Below are 14,186 nucleotides of genomic sequence, written 5' to 3' on the forward strand. Positions count from 1 at the left end.
CGCAAGCGGCAGTTTGTGAGAATATTAAAGTATGTAAATAAAAAGCGTCTGATTATCAGCGGGGGAATACTTATTCTCCTGCTTGCGTTTATTTTTTCTTTGCCAAGACCTCTTTTTGACGTTTCCTATTCGCCAGTTCTTTTTGATCGTGAAGGAAATTTATTGGGAGCACAAGTTGCCTCTGACGGTCAGTGGCGTTTTCCCGGCACAGAGAAGGTAAACGAAAAATTCGCACTTGCGTTAATCGAGACTGAAGACCGTAGATTCCGCAAACACTTTGGCGTTGACCCCTTGGCAATCGCTCGTGCGGCGTATCAGAACATTCGAGGTAAAAAAATTATTTCTGGCGGTTCTACAATTACTATGCAGACAATACGCCTTGCAAGAGGCGTGCGTAAAAGAACTTTTTTTGAAAAGTTTATAGAAACGTATCTGGCTGTCAGGCTTGAAGCCGGAAGATCAAAAAAGAAGATTCTTGCCCTCTATGCGGCTAATGCTCCCTTTGGAGCGAATGTTGTTGGTTTGGAAACAGCGGCATGGCGTTGGTTTGGCAGAAGTTCAAACGATCTTTCATGGGCGGAAGCGGCTGTTTTGGCGACGCTTCCAAACAGTCCTTCTCTTATTCATCCGGGGCGTAACCGAGAAACCCTAAAAGCAAAAAGAGATTCACTCTTAAATAAACTTTTTAAGAGAGGTTTCTTTGATGAGGAAACTCTTGTCCTTAGCGTTGCGGAGCCGCTCCCCGGTGAGCCGCTCCCTCTGCCACGTATCGCTCCTCATCTGCTTGACAGGCTTGTTTTGGAAGCGAAAAAAACTTCTTCGTTAAAAAAATCGGCAGCCTTTGTTACAACGATAGACAGAGGCATACAAATGAGGGTTACGGATATTTTGAACCGAGCCTCAGACCGTTTTGCGTTGAACGGAATTTTTAACGGAGCTTGCGTTGTGCTTAATACGCAAACAGGCGAGACAGCCGCCTATGTGGGCAACACAAATACTAGCCATGCCCCCGATGTTGATATTGCTTCTTCAAGGCGAAGTTCGGGAAGCTTGCTTAAACCTTTTCTTTATGCCGCCATGTTGGATTCGGGGGACATACTCCCATCGTCTTTGGTAAGCGATATTCCAACTCGGGTTGGAAGTTTCAGTCCCGAAAACATGAGCAGAAGTTATTTGGGCGTTGTTCCGGCTGACGAAGCTTTGGCGAGGTCTCTCAATGTTCCTGCGGCACGTTCTTTGCGTGTCTTTGGCGTTGAAAGGTTCGTTCAATTTCTTCGCTCATTGGGGCTTACAACACTTTTTCGCTCCGGCAATGAGTATGGGCTTCCGCTTATTCTAGGCGGTGCGGAAGTTACTCTTTTTGAAATAACAAAACTTTACGCCAAACTTGGACAGACAGCCGACGCTTATACTTCAAGTTCATCATTAATTTCTTGTGGAGCGGCATGGCTCACTCTGGAAGCGTTGGTGAACGCTGCGCGTCCCGGCGAGGAATCCATTTGGCGTGAATACGCAGGGGCAAGGCACATTGCGTGGAAAACCGGAACAAGTTACGGTTTCCGTGACGCTTGGGCTATCGGCGTAACTCCCGAATGGACGGTAGGAGTTTGGATAGGAAACGCTTCAGGAGAAGGACGACCCGAATTGCGAAGTGCCGTTACTTCCGCCCCCGTACTCTTTGAAATTTTTTCCGTTCTTAGTTCTCTTGGCGGAAACCGAAACACATGGTTTAGCAAACCTACGATAGAGTTACAGCAAGTGGAAGTTTGTACGTCATCAGGTTTTCCGGCTTCCGTTAATTGCCTCGACATAAAATATGTTGATATACCCAAAGACGCTCCTGCCTCCAAGCCATGCCGTTTTTGTCAAACAATAATTTTGGACGATACTCTTACTTATCGCATCGTTCTTAAACCCGGCGTTTCCACCACGGCGGTACAAAGAAAATGGTTTGTTCTTCCTCCTGCTGAAGAATGGTATTTCCGTCGTTGGAATCTTGATTATAAACCACTGCCGCCGTATATAAACTCCAAAGATTTATCAAACAGGGGAGATGGAGTGCTTGCCCTTTTTAATCCCGAACCCGACAGTCAAGTATATGTTCCCAGGGAATTGGACAACAGCGAGGGTAAAATAGTTTTCTCCGCCGCCCACCGAGATGAAACAGAAATAATTTATTGGCATCTTGATGATGAATTCATGGGCTATACTCAAACTTTTCACGAAATGGAAGCCCGTCCTAAACCCGGTCTACGTACATTAACCCTTGTCGATTCTGCCGGCAATACGATAGTAAGGCGTTTTACGGTTTTAGACAGCAAGTAGGGGAGCCGAAAGGGGTATAGATTACCTTATTCCAATCAACTAGAATGTACTAATGGATAAAAAATTTTCGATTACAATTTGGCGTTTGTTTTTGGTAATTTTCGCCGGTGTACTGATGGCTTTTAATATAAGAACTTTTGTTCATGCAGGCGGAATTATTCCCGGCGGCTTTACGGGGTTGTCCCTGCTTCTTCAGGAAATATGCCTGCGTTACGGAAATTTTCATCTGCCTTTCAGCGTGCCATTTTACATTCTTAACTCGATCCCCGCTGCGATATGTTTTAAATTTATTGGCAAGAAATTTACCCTCTTTTCTTTGCTCTCCATTGTTGTTACTGGCTTCCTTACCGATTGGATGCCTCCCATGTTCATCGAGCTTATCCAACTGCACGATACCTTGCTATCGGCAGTATTTGGCGGAGCTATAAACGGATTGTCCATCTCTCTATGTCTTTATGCCGGAGCCACATCAGGCGGCACGGATTTTATCGCTATTTTTATTTCCGAAAGATACCGCAAGGACGCATGGCATTACATTTTTATTGGGAATTGCGTTATTCTGGCGGTTGCGGGATTTCTCTTTGACATAGACAAAGCTTTATACTCCGTAATTTTCCAGTTTGTAACCACTACGGCGTTGGAAGCGCTTTATCGGAATTATCAGCAAAGGACGCTTCTTATTATTACCAACAAACCTGATTTAATTATTTCGGTTATCAATGAAAAAGCCCATCACGGCGCTACTTGTTTTGAAGGCTTTGGCAGTTACGAAAAGAAAAGCAGAACATTGCTTTATTCTGTGGTAACCGCCAGCCAGGTAAAGACCCTTATTTCCGCAATAAGACAAATTGACGATGAAGCGTTTATCAATGTGTTAAAGACCGATCAGCTTAACGGGCGATTTTATCAGAAGCCGTTTGATTAAAAAATTATACCGCTAATTTTCGTTTTTAATAAGATGTATAATTGTTTACAGAATTTCCCACCCAACCGAAGTAACATGTTTCTCCTCACGGATTTTTTCGATCAGAGTTTCTGCGGTTTCTTCCCTGTGTTTGCCGTAAACGTGCATTTTTGCTACAATTTTAACCTTGTCGTCGCCAACATTTTTGCACTCCAAATCAGAAAGAACTAATTTTAACGAGGAAACATAGTCCGTAATTATGGAACGGATAACCTTTTTTTTACCTTCCGCACAGACAGTCGTTATCTGATAACATTTACCGGTTTCATCAAACAAGGGACTGATTTTGTTAGAAATAGGTCTGAGAATAACATTAGCGGCTATCAGCAGTACAGTTGCCACTAATGCGTACAGGATAAATCCTGAGCTTGCTAAAACGCCTATAGCCGCCGTACACCATATTGTAGCCGCCGTATTTAAGCCGCGGACATTCACGCCGTCCTTAAAGATAATACCGCTACACAAGAAACCCAGTCCTGTTACGATTTGCCCCGCTATTCTTGTCCTGTCGGGCGTGTCCATGATAAACGAAAATATGACAAATATACACGAACCTAAACTGACAAGCACATTAGTACGGATACCGGCGGGATGTCCTGTCAGTTGTCTTTCAAACCCAATTAAAAAACCAAATAACGCCGATGCCCCGATCCTGATAACAAAATCCAATAATGTCATATAAACCTGCCTTTCAAATAAGTTTTATCAAATTGTACCCATAAATAAATTATAGAATAAAATGTGTTAATTTTCCAATGATCTTAAAAAAATAGTACACGCAACAAGGCAAATTGACGATGAAGCGTTTATCAATGTTCTAAAGACCGATCAGCTTAACGGGCGATTTTATCAGAAGCCGTTTGATTAAGAAAGTTGGCGATTTATTTTCTAATTAAACTCAAAATTATAATTTAGTTCCCTTTTTTCCACTTTGTGTAATTTATGATTTGAAATAAATAATTCCTTTCCTATTTCCGCTTTATCTTGTTTATAATTATTCATTCCATACTGTAATTCCCATTCATAAATATATGCAAAATCAAATAGTTCTTTTATTTTATCGGTATTATCCAATGTGATTATCCAGTTATGCTTGCAGTTTTTCATATCGTATGCAAATTTTTCATGATCAAATGAAGTATGTAAATAACCATTTTTACCATAAAGACGCGAATTAACCTGTGTATAATACGGCGGATCTAAAAAAATAAAAACGTTTTTTCCGTCCGCAAAAATTATTTCTTCATAACTTTTATTGCATATTGTCACTTCTTGCAGCATTTTTTCAAGCGGTTTTATCCGCTCTATAGAAGAATATGTAAAACGCTCATGAAATGATTTCTCGGAATAGCCACCTGAATCTACCGTTCCTGAAAATGAAATTCTATTCAAAACAAAAAAACGGACAGCTCGTTCAAAATCCGAGTATTCTTCTTTTTCTTTGTAAGAATAAAATAAAGCCCGACCGTCATTTTCTGTATCTTTTATATGTTTAATTGCTTCATAGAGTTTTGCATTATCTTCTTTTGCGTATTTCCAAAAACAATATAAATCAAAATTTAAATCATTAATTACATATTTTGCGTTTCTAATTTGTTTTGCCGCTAAAAAAACAGAACCGCCGCCGACAAACGGCTCACGAAACTCTGAAAATTCTTTTGGCAATAAAGGAAGTATTGTTTTAACCGCTCTTGTTTTTCCGCCAGGATAACGCAAGGGCGTAAGGGCTTGTAATTTCATATAATTTTCCCATCCGGTAAAATTAATTTAAAATTATTTGTTTTTGCTTCAAATATTATTTTCTTTATCAGCTCATCTGCTAAATTAATATTTGTACTTTCTGATGTAAGTTTCAAAAATGGTATTGGATTTAATTCTTTATCATTTACTGTTACAGCTTTTAAATTTGAAAACAATATCATTTTTATAAAACCTTCTTTAATATCATCTAAAGAAGGGATTTCTCCATATTTAGTATGTTTAGCCTCTATAATATGAATTTCATTATTAATTATTTTCGCCTCATCACAAGTTAAATAATATGTTCCGCCTAAATAATTAGTGATATTTATTTGCGCTTTTATTCCATCTGTTACTTTTTCTTTTGGCTGAATAGTATGTGTTTCCCTAATTTGCGCTTCTTTTGCAGAATTTCTAGATGTATTCATAAATTCGTCTTTGCCTTGTAAAATTATTTTAATTCGATTATCCATTTCGGTAATGGAATGCATTTTTACATTTAATTCATTTTGAATCCTGCAATAAGAATGTTTTGCCATGTTTGCGGGAATTGTTATATTATTAATTTGTTCAATATTCCAATGTAACGCATCTGATTGATATGATAATAATTTATCTAATTCTGCAATGATAAATTCTGAATCAAATATCTGGTTTGTTATTTTATTTTTATAATTATCGTTTTTACCGGCTTTTGAATAAAATGCGACTATCACATAAACACCTAATAAACTCATTAAAGATATTGTATCCCATTGAATAAAGTCTCTATCACCGTCCGCCCCTTCATCTTTTACAAAAGGAATTATTGTCACCTTTTTCCCAAAATACCCTAATGTATTATAAACTCTAGCCCCGGGATATGACCGAGTACGTTTTGGGGAAACCCATTTACTAATCGCTATAGAATGTCCGTTAATATCCAGCAAAAATACAGTATTTTTATTTAAAACCGATTCAAATTCGGCGGCTTGGTATGTAATAAGATGATCGCAAAGCGATGGGGTATATTTTATGCCTGTAATTTTAGCATTTATAACCATATTCGCAATATACTATATCCTTATCAATTCGTCATTACTTTTCATTCCTTTCCCCCAAAACCGCTAACTTTTTGCAAAATTCGTAAAAAATTCATGGCAGAATGGGCAATTTCGTAGTATATTTAAAAGGTTGTATATGTTTTTAGTGTTTTAAGGAGACTTGGTGACTAAGCACGATTTCCCCAAAATCCACTTTTATGATCAGGATTTTGTCGATATTTACGATAAAACATGGGCGTGGATACAAGATTGCTGGATTAGCGGCGGCGAAAAGAGCAAAATAGAAGGAAAAATCTTCTCTTACCCCGATTCTCAGGTGGTAACTCAGACCGACGCTATCCTTTCCTCGTTTTTTCTGGTGTACTCCAATAGTATTTTCCAGGCTCATTCAACTTTAGACCTCTTTTATAGCCGTCAGGAGGAAAATGGGGCTATCCGCTCCGCCTATGACGTCAATTCGGGGGAGCCGGTAATCGAAAAAGACAACCCGGAAGGGCTTGGAATGCCCCTTTTTGCATGGGCGGAGTACAATATCTACCATAAATCAGGCAATAAAAAGCGTGTTAAGGACACTTTAACGGCTTTATGCAAATATTCAACATGGATCGATAATACTTTCAAAAAGCCCAACGGACTGTATAAAGTGCCACTTGGAGCCGGCGGAATGGCAAATGCGCCCCGTGGGGACGCTTATTACCCCATGGACTTCAACACCATGATGGCGATAAATATGCTCTATATTTCCGCCCTTGCGGATATTTTGAACGACAAAGAAACGAGCTTTCAATACAAGCGGCTTTATTTCTCCCTTAAAACAAGAATAAATACATTGATGTACAATGCTACTGACGGCTTTTACTACGACATTAACAAAAACGAAAAACAAGTCCCCATTAAAACGATTGCCGGGTATCTGCCGCTTTTGGCGGAAATTCCCAATGGGGAAAAAGCCGAGCGCATTATCGAAAAACTTTCCGACCCGAAATATTTCGGCACGGCTCACCCCTTTCCTTCCCTTGCGTTATCTGAAAAAGAATTTGACGAGACAGGGCGCGGCTTTAGAGGATCGGTTTTTCCTTATCTTACGTTTATGGTTATAAAAGGACTTGAACGCTATCAACGCTGGGACTTGGCTCGTGAGTGCGCGATTAGGCATGTATACTTCATGCTCGATTCAATGAGTCCAGACGGGAATCATCACAAGGGAAATTTGTGGGAAGCGTATTTACCCACAAAAGAAGGTCCCGCAAAATGGTCGGGTAAACCCACTTTCCCCCGTCCGCAGTATTTAACTTACGACGCTCTTTCAACTATCTGCCTTATCATCGAAAATATTGTCGGACTTTCAATATCGCTGCCTCGTAAAACAGTGGATTGGGTTATTCCAAGTTTGGAAATTATGGGCGTGGAAAATCTTTCGCTTAAAAATAATATGATTACGATTCTTTCCAACAAAAGCGGAAGAGGCTGGGAAATACACATGGAAAGCGAAAAACTTTATTACTTTACTATTAATATTCTTGGTGTAAAAGAAAAAACACTACCAATTCCCTCTGGTAAATGTTCAATCCTTATTGATAAACTGTAATATGAGCGATATAGAAATTTCAACTTATAAACCCTCTGACGGAACAACGCTAACCGCGATAATAGAAATAGGCTCTACGGGAATAAGATTGAATATCGCCGAGATTCATTCAAACGGAAGCTGGCAAGTGTTGGACAGGGCGATGCGTCCCGCCTCTCTTGGGCGCGATGTTTTTACTTCCCGATTACTTTCGCGCGAATCAATACTTGAGTGTCTTTCTGTTCTTCAAAATTACCGCGAGCTTTTGTCGGGGTGGGGCATTGCGGATAACAACATTCATGTTATCGCTACAAGCGCCCTTCGTGCGGCGCGTAACAGAGATATTTTTATTGACAGAATATATCAGGAAACAGGATTTAAACTTTCCATTGTAGAAGGTATCGAGGAAAACAGGCTGATGTATCTTGCGGTGCGTTTTGCGCTGAAGCAGGATCTTCCTCTTTTTTGGAAAGCCAATTCGATGATCATCGAGATTGGCGGCGGCTCTACGGAAATTATGCTCCTTCGGCGCGGACAGATGGTAGCGGCTCACAGTTTAAAAATGGGAACGATAATTATTGATCAACGCTCACGACAGGGATTTAATACAGGCGCTTTTTATGAACGTTATCTGAATGAGAATATAAAAAATACCCTTGGACATTTAAACATGGAAATGGATCTTGCCCATGTGCGGGTGTTAGTGGCTTCCAGCGGAGACGCGCGTATTGTCGCGGAAAAGGCGGGAAAAGAATTAAACGAAAATTGCCGCATTATTGATAGGGAAGATTTTATTAAGTTTCTAGAAAAAATCCGCAACTACAGCATAGAAGACTGCATGAAAGAATTTGGAATAACTTATGCCGAAGCCGAAGGTTTTGTTTTGGGTCTTTTGGTACTCAAACTTTTTCTTGAACAAACCGGAGCCGCAAGCATCGCAGTTCCGCTTGTTACGATTCGAGACGGCTATCTTGTCGATTTAGTTTCAGGCGTTGATTCCTCTTTGCAGGACGAATTTTTTTCGCAAATTATCGCTTCCGCCCTTAACCTTGGGCGCAAATACCATTTTGACGAGGCACATTGCAAACTTGTCGCTAACCATTGCATGACAATTTTTGACGCTCTTGTGAAAGAACACGGTATGAACAGGCGGCATAGGATAATGCTGGAAACCGCCGCTACTCTGCACGATGTCGGTACTTACATCAAAGAGTCGGGACATCAAAAACACGGTCAGTACATTGTCGCTAACTCGGAAATTTTTGGGCTTCATCAAGACGAGCTTGAAATAATTGCCAACGTAATTAATTGCCATCGCGGTGAACCTCCAACACATTCAGATCTTGAGTTTATGACACTCCAGCGAGAGGAGCGCGTTCTTGTTCTTAAAATGGCTTCCATTTTAAGAGTTGCGGACGCTTTGGATCGCGGTCATACTCAACAAGTTAAAAAAATTACAGTGGAGCGTCGCTCGGAAACAGTAGTCGTCCATGTCGATAAGGTTTATGATCTTTCCCTTGAATTAATGGGTATTGAAGAAAAGGGCGGAATGTTTCAAGATGTATTTGGATACAAAGTCATTTTAAGTTAAAGAGGTTCCTCGAAGAATCGGACTAAAGTCCGTCGCTAATTCATTACAACGTAAAGAGTTATTGTAAAGCGATTTTCTTCATAGGTTATGAAAACATCTAAAAACTGAAGTTTTTAGATGTTTTCAGGGTTAATAATGAAATTTAAAGAAAGAGCTTTCCGCCCTTCCGCCGTCATTTTTGACATGGACGGTCTTATGTTTGACACGGAAAATCTGACAATTCCTTTTTGGGGAATTGCCGGTAAACCTTTTGGATACGAAATAACTTATGACATTGTTCTTCGCATGGTGGGGATAAGCGCCGAAAAAGCCCGATTGGTTATGAAAGAAGAATTCGGCGACAATTTTCCTTATGACGCTATTCGCGATAAATTCAGAGAGATTGTAAAAAAAGAAGTTGAAAAAAACGGAGTTCCATTAAAACCCGGTCTTATGTTTTTGCTGGATCGTCTTTCCGCCGCAAAGATACCGCTAGGCGTCGCCACTTCTTCCCGAAGCGCCACTGCAATTAATATGTTAAGCAAAGCCGGTATAATTGACCGTTTTGCTACTCTTACCTGCGGCGAAGAAGTAACAAACGGAAAACCCGCCCCCGATATTTTCCTCCTTGCGGCGCAAAAACTGAACACGCCGCCCTCCGCCTGCGTAGGCTTTGAAGATTCACCTCCGGGGCTTCAAGGACTACACGCCGCAGGGATAAGATCAATTTTTATTAAAGACCTTCTTGAGCCGTCAAAAGAAATACTTGCCACTGTTTGGCATCGGTGTAAGAATTTGAAGCAAGCGGCGAAGTACTTGAAGGTTTGAAGGGGTTATTTATTTATTGTCTGGTATAGTAAAACCCCTCTACTTACTTGCGTCAATTACCGCCTTGTAATTCTTCAACAATGTTGCGTCATCACACATGATAAAATCTCTATTCGCTTTTATTCGTGAAGGCATCTTTGCGATAAAAATTGCCGCTACTTTTTGTTTGCGTTCGCTGTGGTTGCCGTCACGCAGGAACAGGTAGCTGATGATTAAATCGGTCGCCATTTCTACGAGTCTTCGTGAGTGGTATGTTAAAAAATGTTCGTTGTCTTTGTATGACTTTGCGTACTCCAACGTCTCGTCAAAAACTTTGCGTGCCTCACGAACTTTTGCAAGAAGGTCAGCCCCGTGATTATAATTTGCTTTGTCGTACTCATCCAGAATCGACTGAGCCACTCCCGATGTTACGGGACCAATGGCGGCTACAACCTGTAATTGAGTTGTGCCTTCGTAAATGTTGGTGATTCTTGCGTCTCGGTAGTGGCGTTCAATGTTAAACTCTTTCATGTAACCTGTTCCGCCGTGTATCTGAATTGCGTCGTTGGAAACTTTGTTCGCCATCTCCGTCGTGTAGGCTTTTACCACAGGCGTAAACAAGCCTGCGAGTTTTGCGTATTTCTTTTTCTCCTCGATAATCTCGCCCTTTTCATCGGGGTGACTGTCGGAGTATTCTTCCAGTACTTCTTTCAAATCGACAAAACGGGCTGTTTCGTATAACAGAGTGCGTCCCGCTTCTACGGCAACTTTCATCTCGGTAAGCATTTCAAAAACAGGGGGCAGATCACGAACAGGTGCGCCAAACTGAATACGTTTAGCGGCGTAAAGATCAGCCTCTCGATATGCGGCTTCGGCAATGCCCACGCCCTGAGCGGCTACGCCAAGACGTGCGTTATTCATCAGCCACAAAGTGTATTTGGTAAGACCACGCTGACGCTCGCCGATTAATTCCGCAGGTGCGTTGTTAAATTGAAGCTCGCAAGTGGGAGAGCCGTGTATGCCAAGTTTATGCTCCAATCTGCGGATAATCATTTTGTCGTCACGTTTGTACAGGAAGAACGAAAGTCCTCTTGCTCCCTTTCCTTTTTCCTCGCTTCGGGCAAGAACAAGAGCGATAGTAGCGCACCCATTAGTGATAAAGCGTTTAACACCGTTCAAGTGCCATTTTCCGTCCGCATCTTGAGTCGCTTTTAAGTTTACCGACTGCAAATCGCTACCTGCGTCGGGTTCCGTCAAAACCATCGAAGAATCCCATTCGCCGGAACATAGTTTTGGCAGAAAAGCCTGCTTCTGTTCTTCCGACGCAAATTTATTTATCGTTCCGGCATTGTCCTGCTGTAAACCGAAGTTAAGAAAAGAGCCGTCCGCCCGGGATAAAATGTCCGCTCCGATTGTAAGAATCGTATTGGGCATATTCAGTCCGCCGTATCTGCGTGGAATGACAAAGCCCATCATGTCGGCTTTTGCCAACATATCCAACGCTTTTTTTGTAGCGGGATTAAGCGTAACTTGATTATTTGCCAAAGTAGGACCATTTTCATCGACAGCGGGGGCGTTAGGAGCCATGTGTTCCCCTGCGATTTCCCCGATGATGGACAAAATTCTGCGGTATGAATCTTTTGCGTCTTCAATATCCGTGGGAGCGTGGGCAAATTGTTTTGCCTGCTCAAAGTTGTCCTCTTTTAATTTAATAATACGATCAAGATCAATATGATCCAAATGAAATAAAATATCTTCGTTATCTGTTAAAAAATTTTCCATTGATTGCTCCTTAAACCCTTGCCTTGTAAGCCTTGATCATTTTTGGGATAACTTCGTTTAGGTCTCCCACAATGCCGTAATGCGCTACGCCGAAAATAGGCGCTTCGGGATCGTTGTTAATGGCGATAATTCTGGCTGATCCGTCCATGCCGGCTCGATGTTGAATTGCCCCGGAAATGCCGCAGGCGATGTAAAGTTTTGGACGCACTGTAGTCCCAGTCTGCCCAACCTGATGTTCTTTGCCGATAAAACCCTGATCCACCGCCGCACGGGAAGCTCCAACTTCCGCACCAAGCGTTTGGGCAAGTTCTCGGATAAGTGCGAAGTTTTCTTTGCTTCCCACGCCCATACCGCCTGCAACAATAATCTGTGCCCCTTTTAAGTTGACGGATTTTTCTTCCATTACACGCTCGATAATTTCCGTAAGAAAATCATTCGCTCCAAGCGAAGTTTTAATTTTTACAGTTTCGGCTTTTCGTGAATTGTTGGGCTGTGCCATTCGCATAACGCCTTCACGGACAGTCGCCATCTGCGGTTTTTTCTCTGGGCTTACAATCGTTGCGATAATGTTGCCGCCGAAAGCGGGACGTATCTGATACAGAATATCTTTGTACTCGGTGTCTTTTTGCGTGTGGTCTCCAATTTGCAAATCCGTACAATCCGCCGTTAGCCCAACTTTTAAGTGCGATGCTACACGAGGAGCAAGATCACGCCCTTCGGTTGTCGCACCAAACAAAACAATTTGCGGCTTGTATTCCTCGACAACTTGATTCATCAATTTGCTGTAAGGTATCGGCGTATAATATTTAAGATGAGAATCTTCCGCTATGTAAACACGATCCGCTCCAAGCGATGCAAGGCGTGAAACTTCTCCGCTTACCTTCTCGCCGAAAAGAGCGGCACTAACCTCGACCTTTAATTTATCCGCAAGCTCACGGGCTTTCGAGACAAGCTCCAAACTTACCTCCGCCGCTTTTCCTTCATGTTGTTGTATGTAAACCATTACACTGTTATCGCTCATATTTTCCCCTTATCCAAATGTATGATCCGCAATAAGACCGTGAATCAACTCGCTGACTCCGGTCTCGGTCGGTTCGATATACCTTATATCTGCGGCGGTAAGCACAACAGAATCGATTTTCTTCACCTTGGTAGGCGAACCTGAAAGCCCGCAATGAACAGGATCGGCGTTGATTGCGGCGATGTCCCATAACGCCATCGGGTTCGCGCTTTGAGTCCCTTCCGCAAAAGGATCATTCGGAGAGCCTGCGGTTCCGGCGACAGGAGCCGCCTTTTTGAAAGCGCAAGTTTTGACGGCGGAAGCGGGTCTGGGCGATTCTCCTTCCTCGGTAAAAGTAAGAAGGACTGGCATTTTTGCCTTAACTTTTTCCCAGCCACCCTCGATTGAACGGACAGCGGTAATTTCTTTTTTTGACGCATCGATTTTATCGATTTTTGAAACGCACGTTATCTGATTTATTCCAAGTTTCTCCGCAGTCTGCGGACCAACTTGAGCGGTATCGCCGTCGATTGCCTGCCTTCCGCACAGCACAAGGTCGTAACCGCCGACTTTTTCTATCGCACATTTAAGAGCGTAAGAAGTGGCAAGGGTATCAGCTCCGGCAAAACCTCTGTCCGAAACAAGGGCGGTAAAATCCGCTCCCCTGTAAAGACATTCTTTCAGCACTGCCGCCGCCGCCGGAGGACCCATAGTTATCACAGTTACAGTTGTACCCGGGTTTTTATCTTTAATTTGAAGCGCCGCTTCCAACGCATAAAGGTCGTCGGGGTTAAAAACAGCCGGAAGAGCGGAACGATTAACAGTTCCCTCAGGCGTCATAGCGTCCCCCGTAATATTTTTGGTGTCTGGCACCTGTTTTACCAAAACAATAATCTTCACTTTTGGCTCCTTGCGATATTACGCCTTATCTTCTTTTGCCAGAAATCCGAATATGACGACAAAAGTTTTTCTTGGGACGAAAAATGCCTCTTTTTCCAATCGTTCCCATGCCAAAAATCTCCGTCAATAAAAATTACGATTTTGTATTTTTTGATTGCGATGTCGGGAGCTCCAAAAAGCCCCCTGACGTTTTTTCTGTACCTGATACCCCATTTCCATAAAGCTTTGCGAAAAAATATTTCCGGCTTTGTTTCGGTACTGCGTATGTGCGACATGCACTTATGGCGTTGTTCCGGGGTTAATTTATCCATTTGGTTTATTATAATTAATTTATTGGACGTGTCATTACTTACAATTACCGCTGGCATTGTTTTATGAATTTTTGTTCACAGTAGGGTCAAATGCCCTCAATATTACGTGTTTTATTGCAGTTTTTTGCCATGACAATGTATTGATAACTGTCTAAAATTCGCTATAATAATCCCGAC

At 42.0% G+C, this 14,186-nt stretch carries 12 protein-coding genes; 5 read left to right on the forward strand and 7 right to left on the reverse strand.

The features are described 5' to 3' along the window. The first annotated feature begins 15 nt into the window (after positions 1-15). Both pbpC and ACYVTD_RS02470 read left to right on the forward strand, forming a co-directional pair. Positions 16-2,325, forward strand: a complete 2,310-nt coding sequence (pbpC, locus tag ACYVTD_RS02465) for a penicillin-binding protein 1C (protein ID WP_461246192.1) — start codon at positions 16-18, stop codon at positions 2,323-2,325. 52 nt (positions 2,326-2,377) lie between these two features. Continuing rightward, entirely contained in the window at positions 2,378-3,250 is an 873-nt protein-coding gene (locus ACYVTD_RS02470) for a YitT family protein (protein WP_461246193.1), read from the forward strand. 45 nt (positions 3,251-3,295) lie between these two features. On the opposite strand, the gene ACYVTD_RS02475 is transcribed toward ACYVTD_RS02470, so the two are convergent. From ACYVTD_RS02475 to ACYVTD_RS02485, 3 genes are all read right to left on the reverse strand, one after another. Then, on the reverse strand, positions 3,296-3,967 hold the full coding sequence (locus ACYVTD_RS02475; protein ID WP_461246194.1) for an MgtC/SapB family protein: 672 nt from the start codon (positions 3,965-3,967) through the stop codon (positions 3,296-3,298). Positions 3,968-4,177: 210 nt separating this feature from the next. Continuing rightward, positions 4,178-5,029, reverse strand: coding sequence for a DNA adenine methylase (locus ACYVTD_RS02480; protein ID WP_461246195.1), 852 nt, complete (start codon positions 5,027-5,029; stop codon positions 4,178-4,180). Next, positions 5,026-6,072, reverse strand: coding sequence for a hypothetical protein (locus ACYVTD_RS02485; protein ID WP_461246196.1), 1,047 nt, complete (start codon positions 6,070-6,072; stop codon positions 5,026-5,028). The genes ACYVTD_RS02480 and ACYVTD_RS02485 overlap by 4 nt, the downstream gene beginning before the upstream one ends. A gap of 163 nt (positions 6,073-6,235) precedes the next feature. Here ACYVTD_RS02485 and ACYVTD_RS02490 point away from each other — a divergent pair, with 163 nt between their 5' ends. The 3 genes from ACYVTD_RS02490 to ACYVTD_RS02500 all read left to right on the forward strand — a co-directional run bounded on the left by ACYVTD_RS02490 (position 6,236) and on the right by ACYVTD_RS02500 (position 10,037). Further along, positions 6,236-7,660, forward strand: coding sequence for an MGH1-like glycoside hydrolase domain-containing protein (locus tag ACYVTD_RS02490; protein WP_461246197.1), 1,425 nt, complete (start codon positions 6,236-6,238; stop codon positions 7,658-7,660). Between the two features lies 1 nt (position 7,661). Further along, positions 7,662-9,230, forward strand: coding sequence for a Ppx/GppA phosphatase family protein (locus tag ACYVTD_RS02495; RefSeq protein ID WP_461246198.1), 1,569 nt, complete (start codon positions 7,662-7,664; stop codon positions 9,228-9,230). 135 nt (positions 9,231-9,365) lie between these two features. Then, entirely contained in the window at positions 9,366-10,037 is a 672-nt protein-coding gene (locus tag ACYVTD_RS02500) for an HAD family hydrolase (protein WP_461246199.1), read from the forward strand. A gap of 39 nt (positions 10,038-10,076) precedes the next feature. Here the strand turns inward: ACYVTD_RS02500 and ACYVTD_RS02505 are convergent, their stop codons facing one another. From ACYVTD_RS02505 to ACYVTD_RS02520, 4 genes are read right to left on the reverse strand one after another with little or no spacing between them, the layout of a single operon-like run. Then, the gene (locus ACYVTD_RS02505; RefSeq protein ID WP_461246200.1) at positions 10,077-11,798 is read right to left on the reverse strand and encodes an acyl-CoA dehydrogenase family protein; all 1,722 of its coding nucleotides are present in this window, start codon (positions 11,796-11,798) and stop codon (positions 10,077-10,079) included. Positions 11,799-11,808: 10 nt separating this feature from the next. Continuing rightward, positions 11,809-12,819, reverse strand: coding sequence for an electron transfer flavoprotein subunit alpha/FixB family protein (locus tag ACYVTD_RS02510; protein ID WP_461246201.1), 1,011 nt, complete (start codon positions 12,817-12,819; stop codon positions 11,809-11,811). A gap of 9 nt (positions 12,820-12,828) precedes the next feature. Further along, positions 12,829-13,698, reverse strand: coding sequence for an electron transfer flavoprotein subunit beta/FixA family protein (locus ACYVTD_RS02515; RefSeq protein ID WP_461246202.1), 870 nt, complete (start codon positions 13,696-13,698; stop codon positions 12,829-12,831). Continuing rightward, positions 13,695-14,066 (reverse strand): very short patch repair endonuclease, encoded by a 372-nt coding sequence (locus ACYVTD_RS02520; protein WP_461246203.1) that lies wholly within the window; start codon positions 14,064-14,066, stop codon positions 13,695-13,697. Before ACYVTD_RS02520 ends, ACYVTD_RS02515 begins: the two co-directional genes overlap by 4 nt. Positions 14,067-14,186: the final 120 nt, after the last annotated feature.

Source organism: Treponema sp. R6D11, assembly GCF_054786075.1.

What these genes read in the sequence shown, in the direction of transcription:
- ACYVTD_RS02500 (WP_461246199.1), top strand. Translation starts at nt 9,366, where the DNA reads ATGAAATTTAAAGAAAGAGCTTTCCGCCCTTCCGCCGTCATTTTTGAC.
- ACYVTD_RS02505 (WP_461246200.1), bottom strand. Translation starts at nt 11,798, where the DNA reads ATGGAAAATTTTTTAACAGATAACGAAGATATTTTATTTCATTTGGAT.
- ACYVTD_RS02475 (WP_461246194.1), bottom strand. Translation starts at nt 3,967, where the DNA reads ATGACATTATTGGATTTTGTTATCAGGATCGGGGCATCGGCGTTATTT.
- ACYVTD_RS02520 (WP_461246203.1), bottom strand. Translation starts at nt 14,066, where the DNA reads ATGCCAGCGGTAATTGTAAGTAATGACACGTCCAATAAATTAATTATA.
- ACYVTD_RS02470 (WP_461246193.1), top strand. Translation starts at nt 2,378, where the DNA reads ATGGATAAAAAATTTTCGATTACAATTTGGCGTTTGTTTTTGGTAATT.
- ACYVTD_RS02480 (WP_461246195.1), bottom strand. Translation starts at nt 5,029, where the DNA reads ATGAAATTACAAGCCCTTACGCCCTTGCGTTATCCTGGCGGAAAAACA.
- ACYVTD_RS02510 (WP_461246201.1), bottom strand. Translation starts at nt 12,819, where the DNA reads ATGAGCGATAACAGTGTAATGGTTTACATACAACAACATGAAGGAAAA.
- ACYVTD_RS02495 (WP_461246198.1), top strand. Translation starts at nt 7,662, where the DNA reads ATGAGCGATATAGAAATTTCAACTTATAAACCCTCTGACGGAACAACG.
- ACYVTD_RS02485 (WP_461246196.1), bottom strand. Translation starts at nt 6,072, where the DNA reads ATGGTTATAAATGCTAAAATTACAGGCATAAAATATACCCCATCGCTT.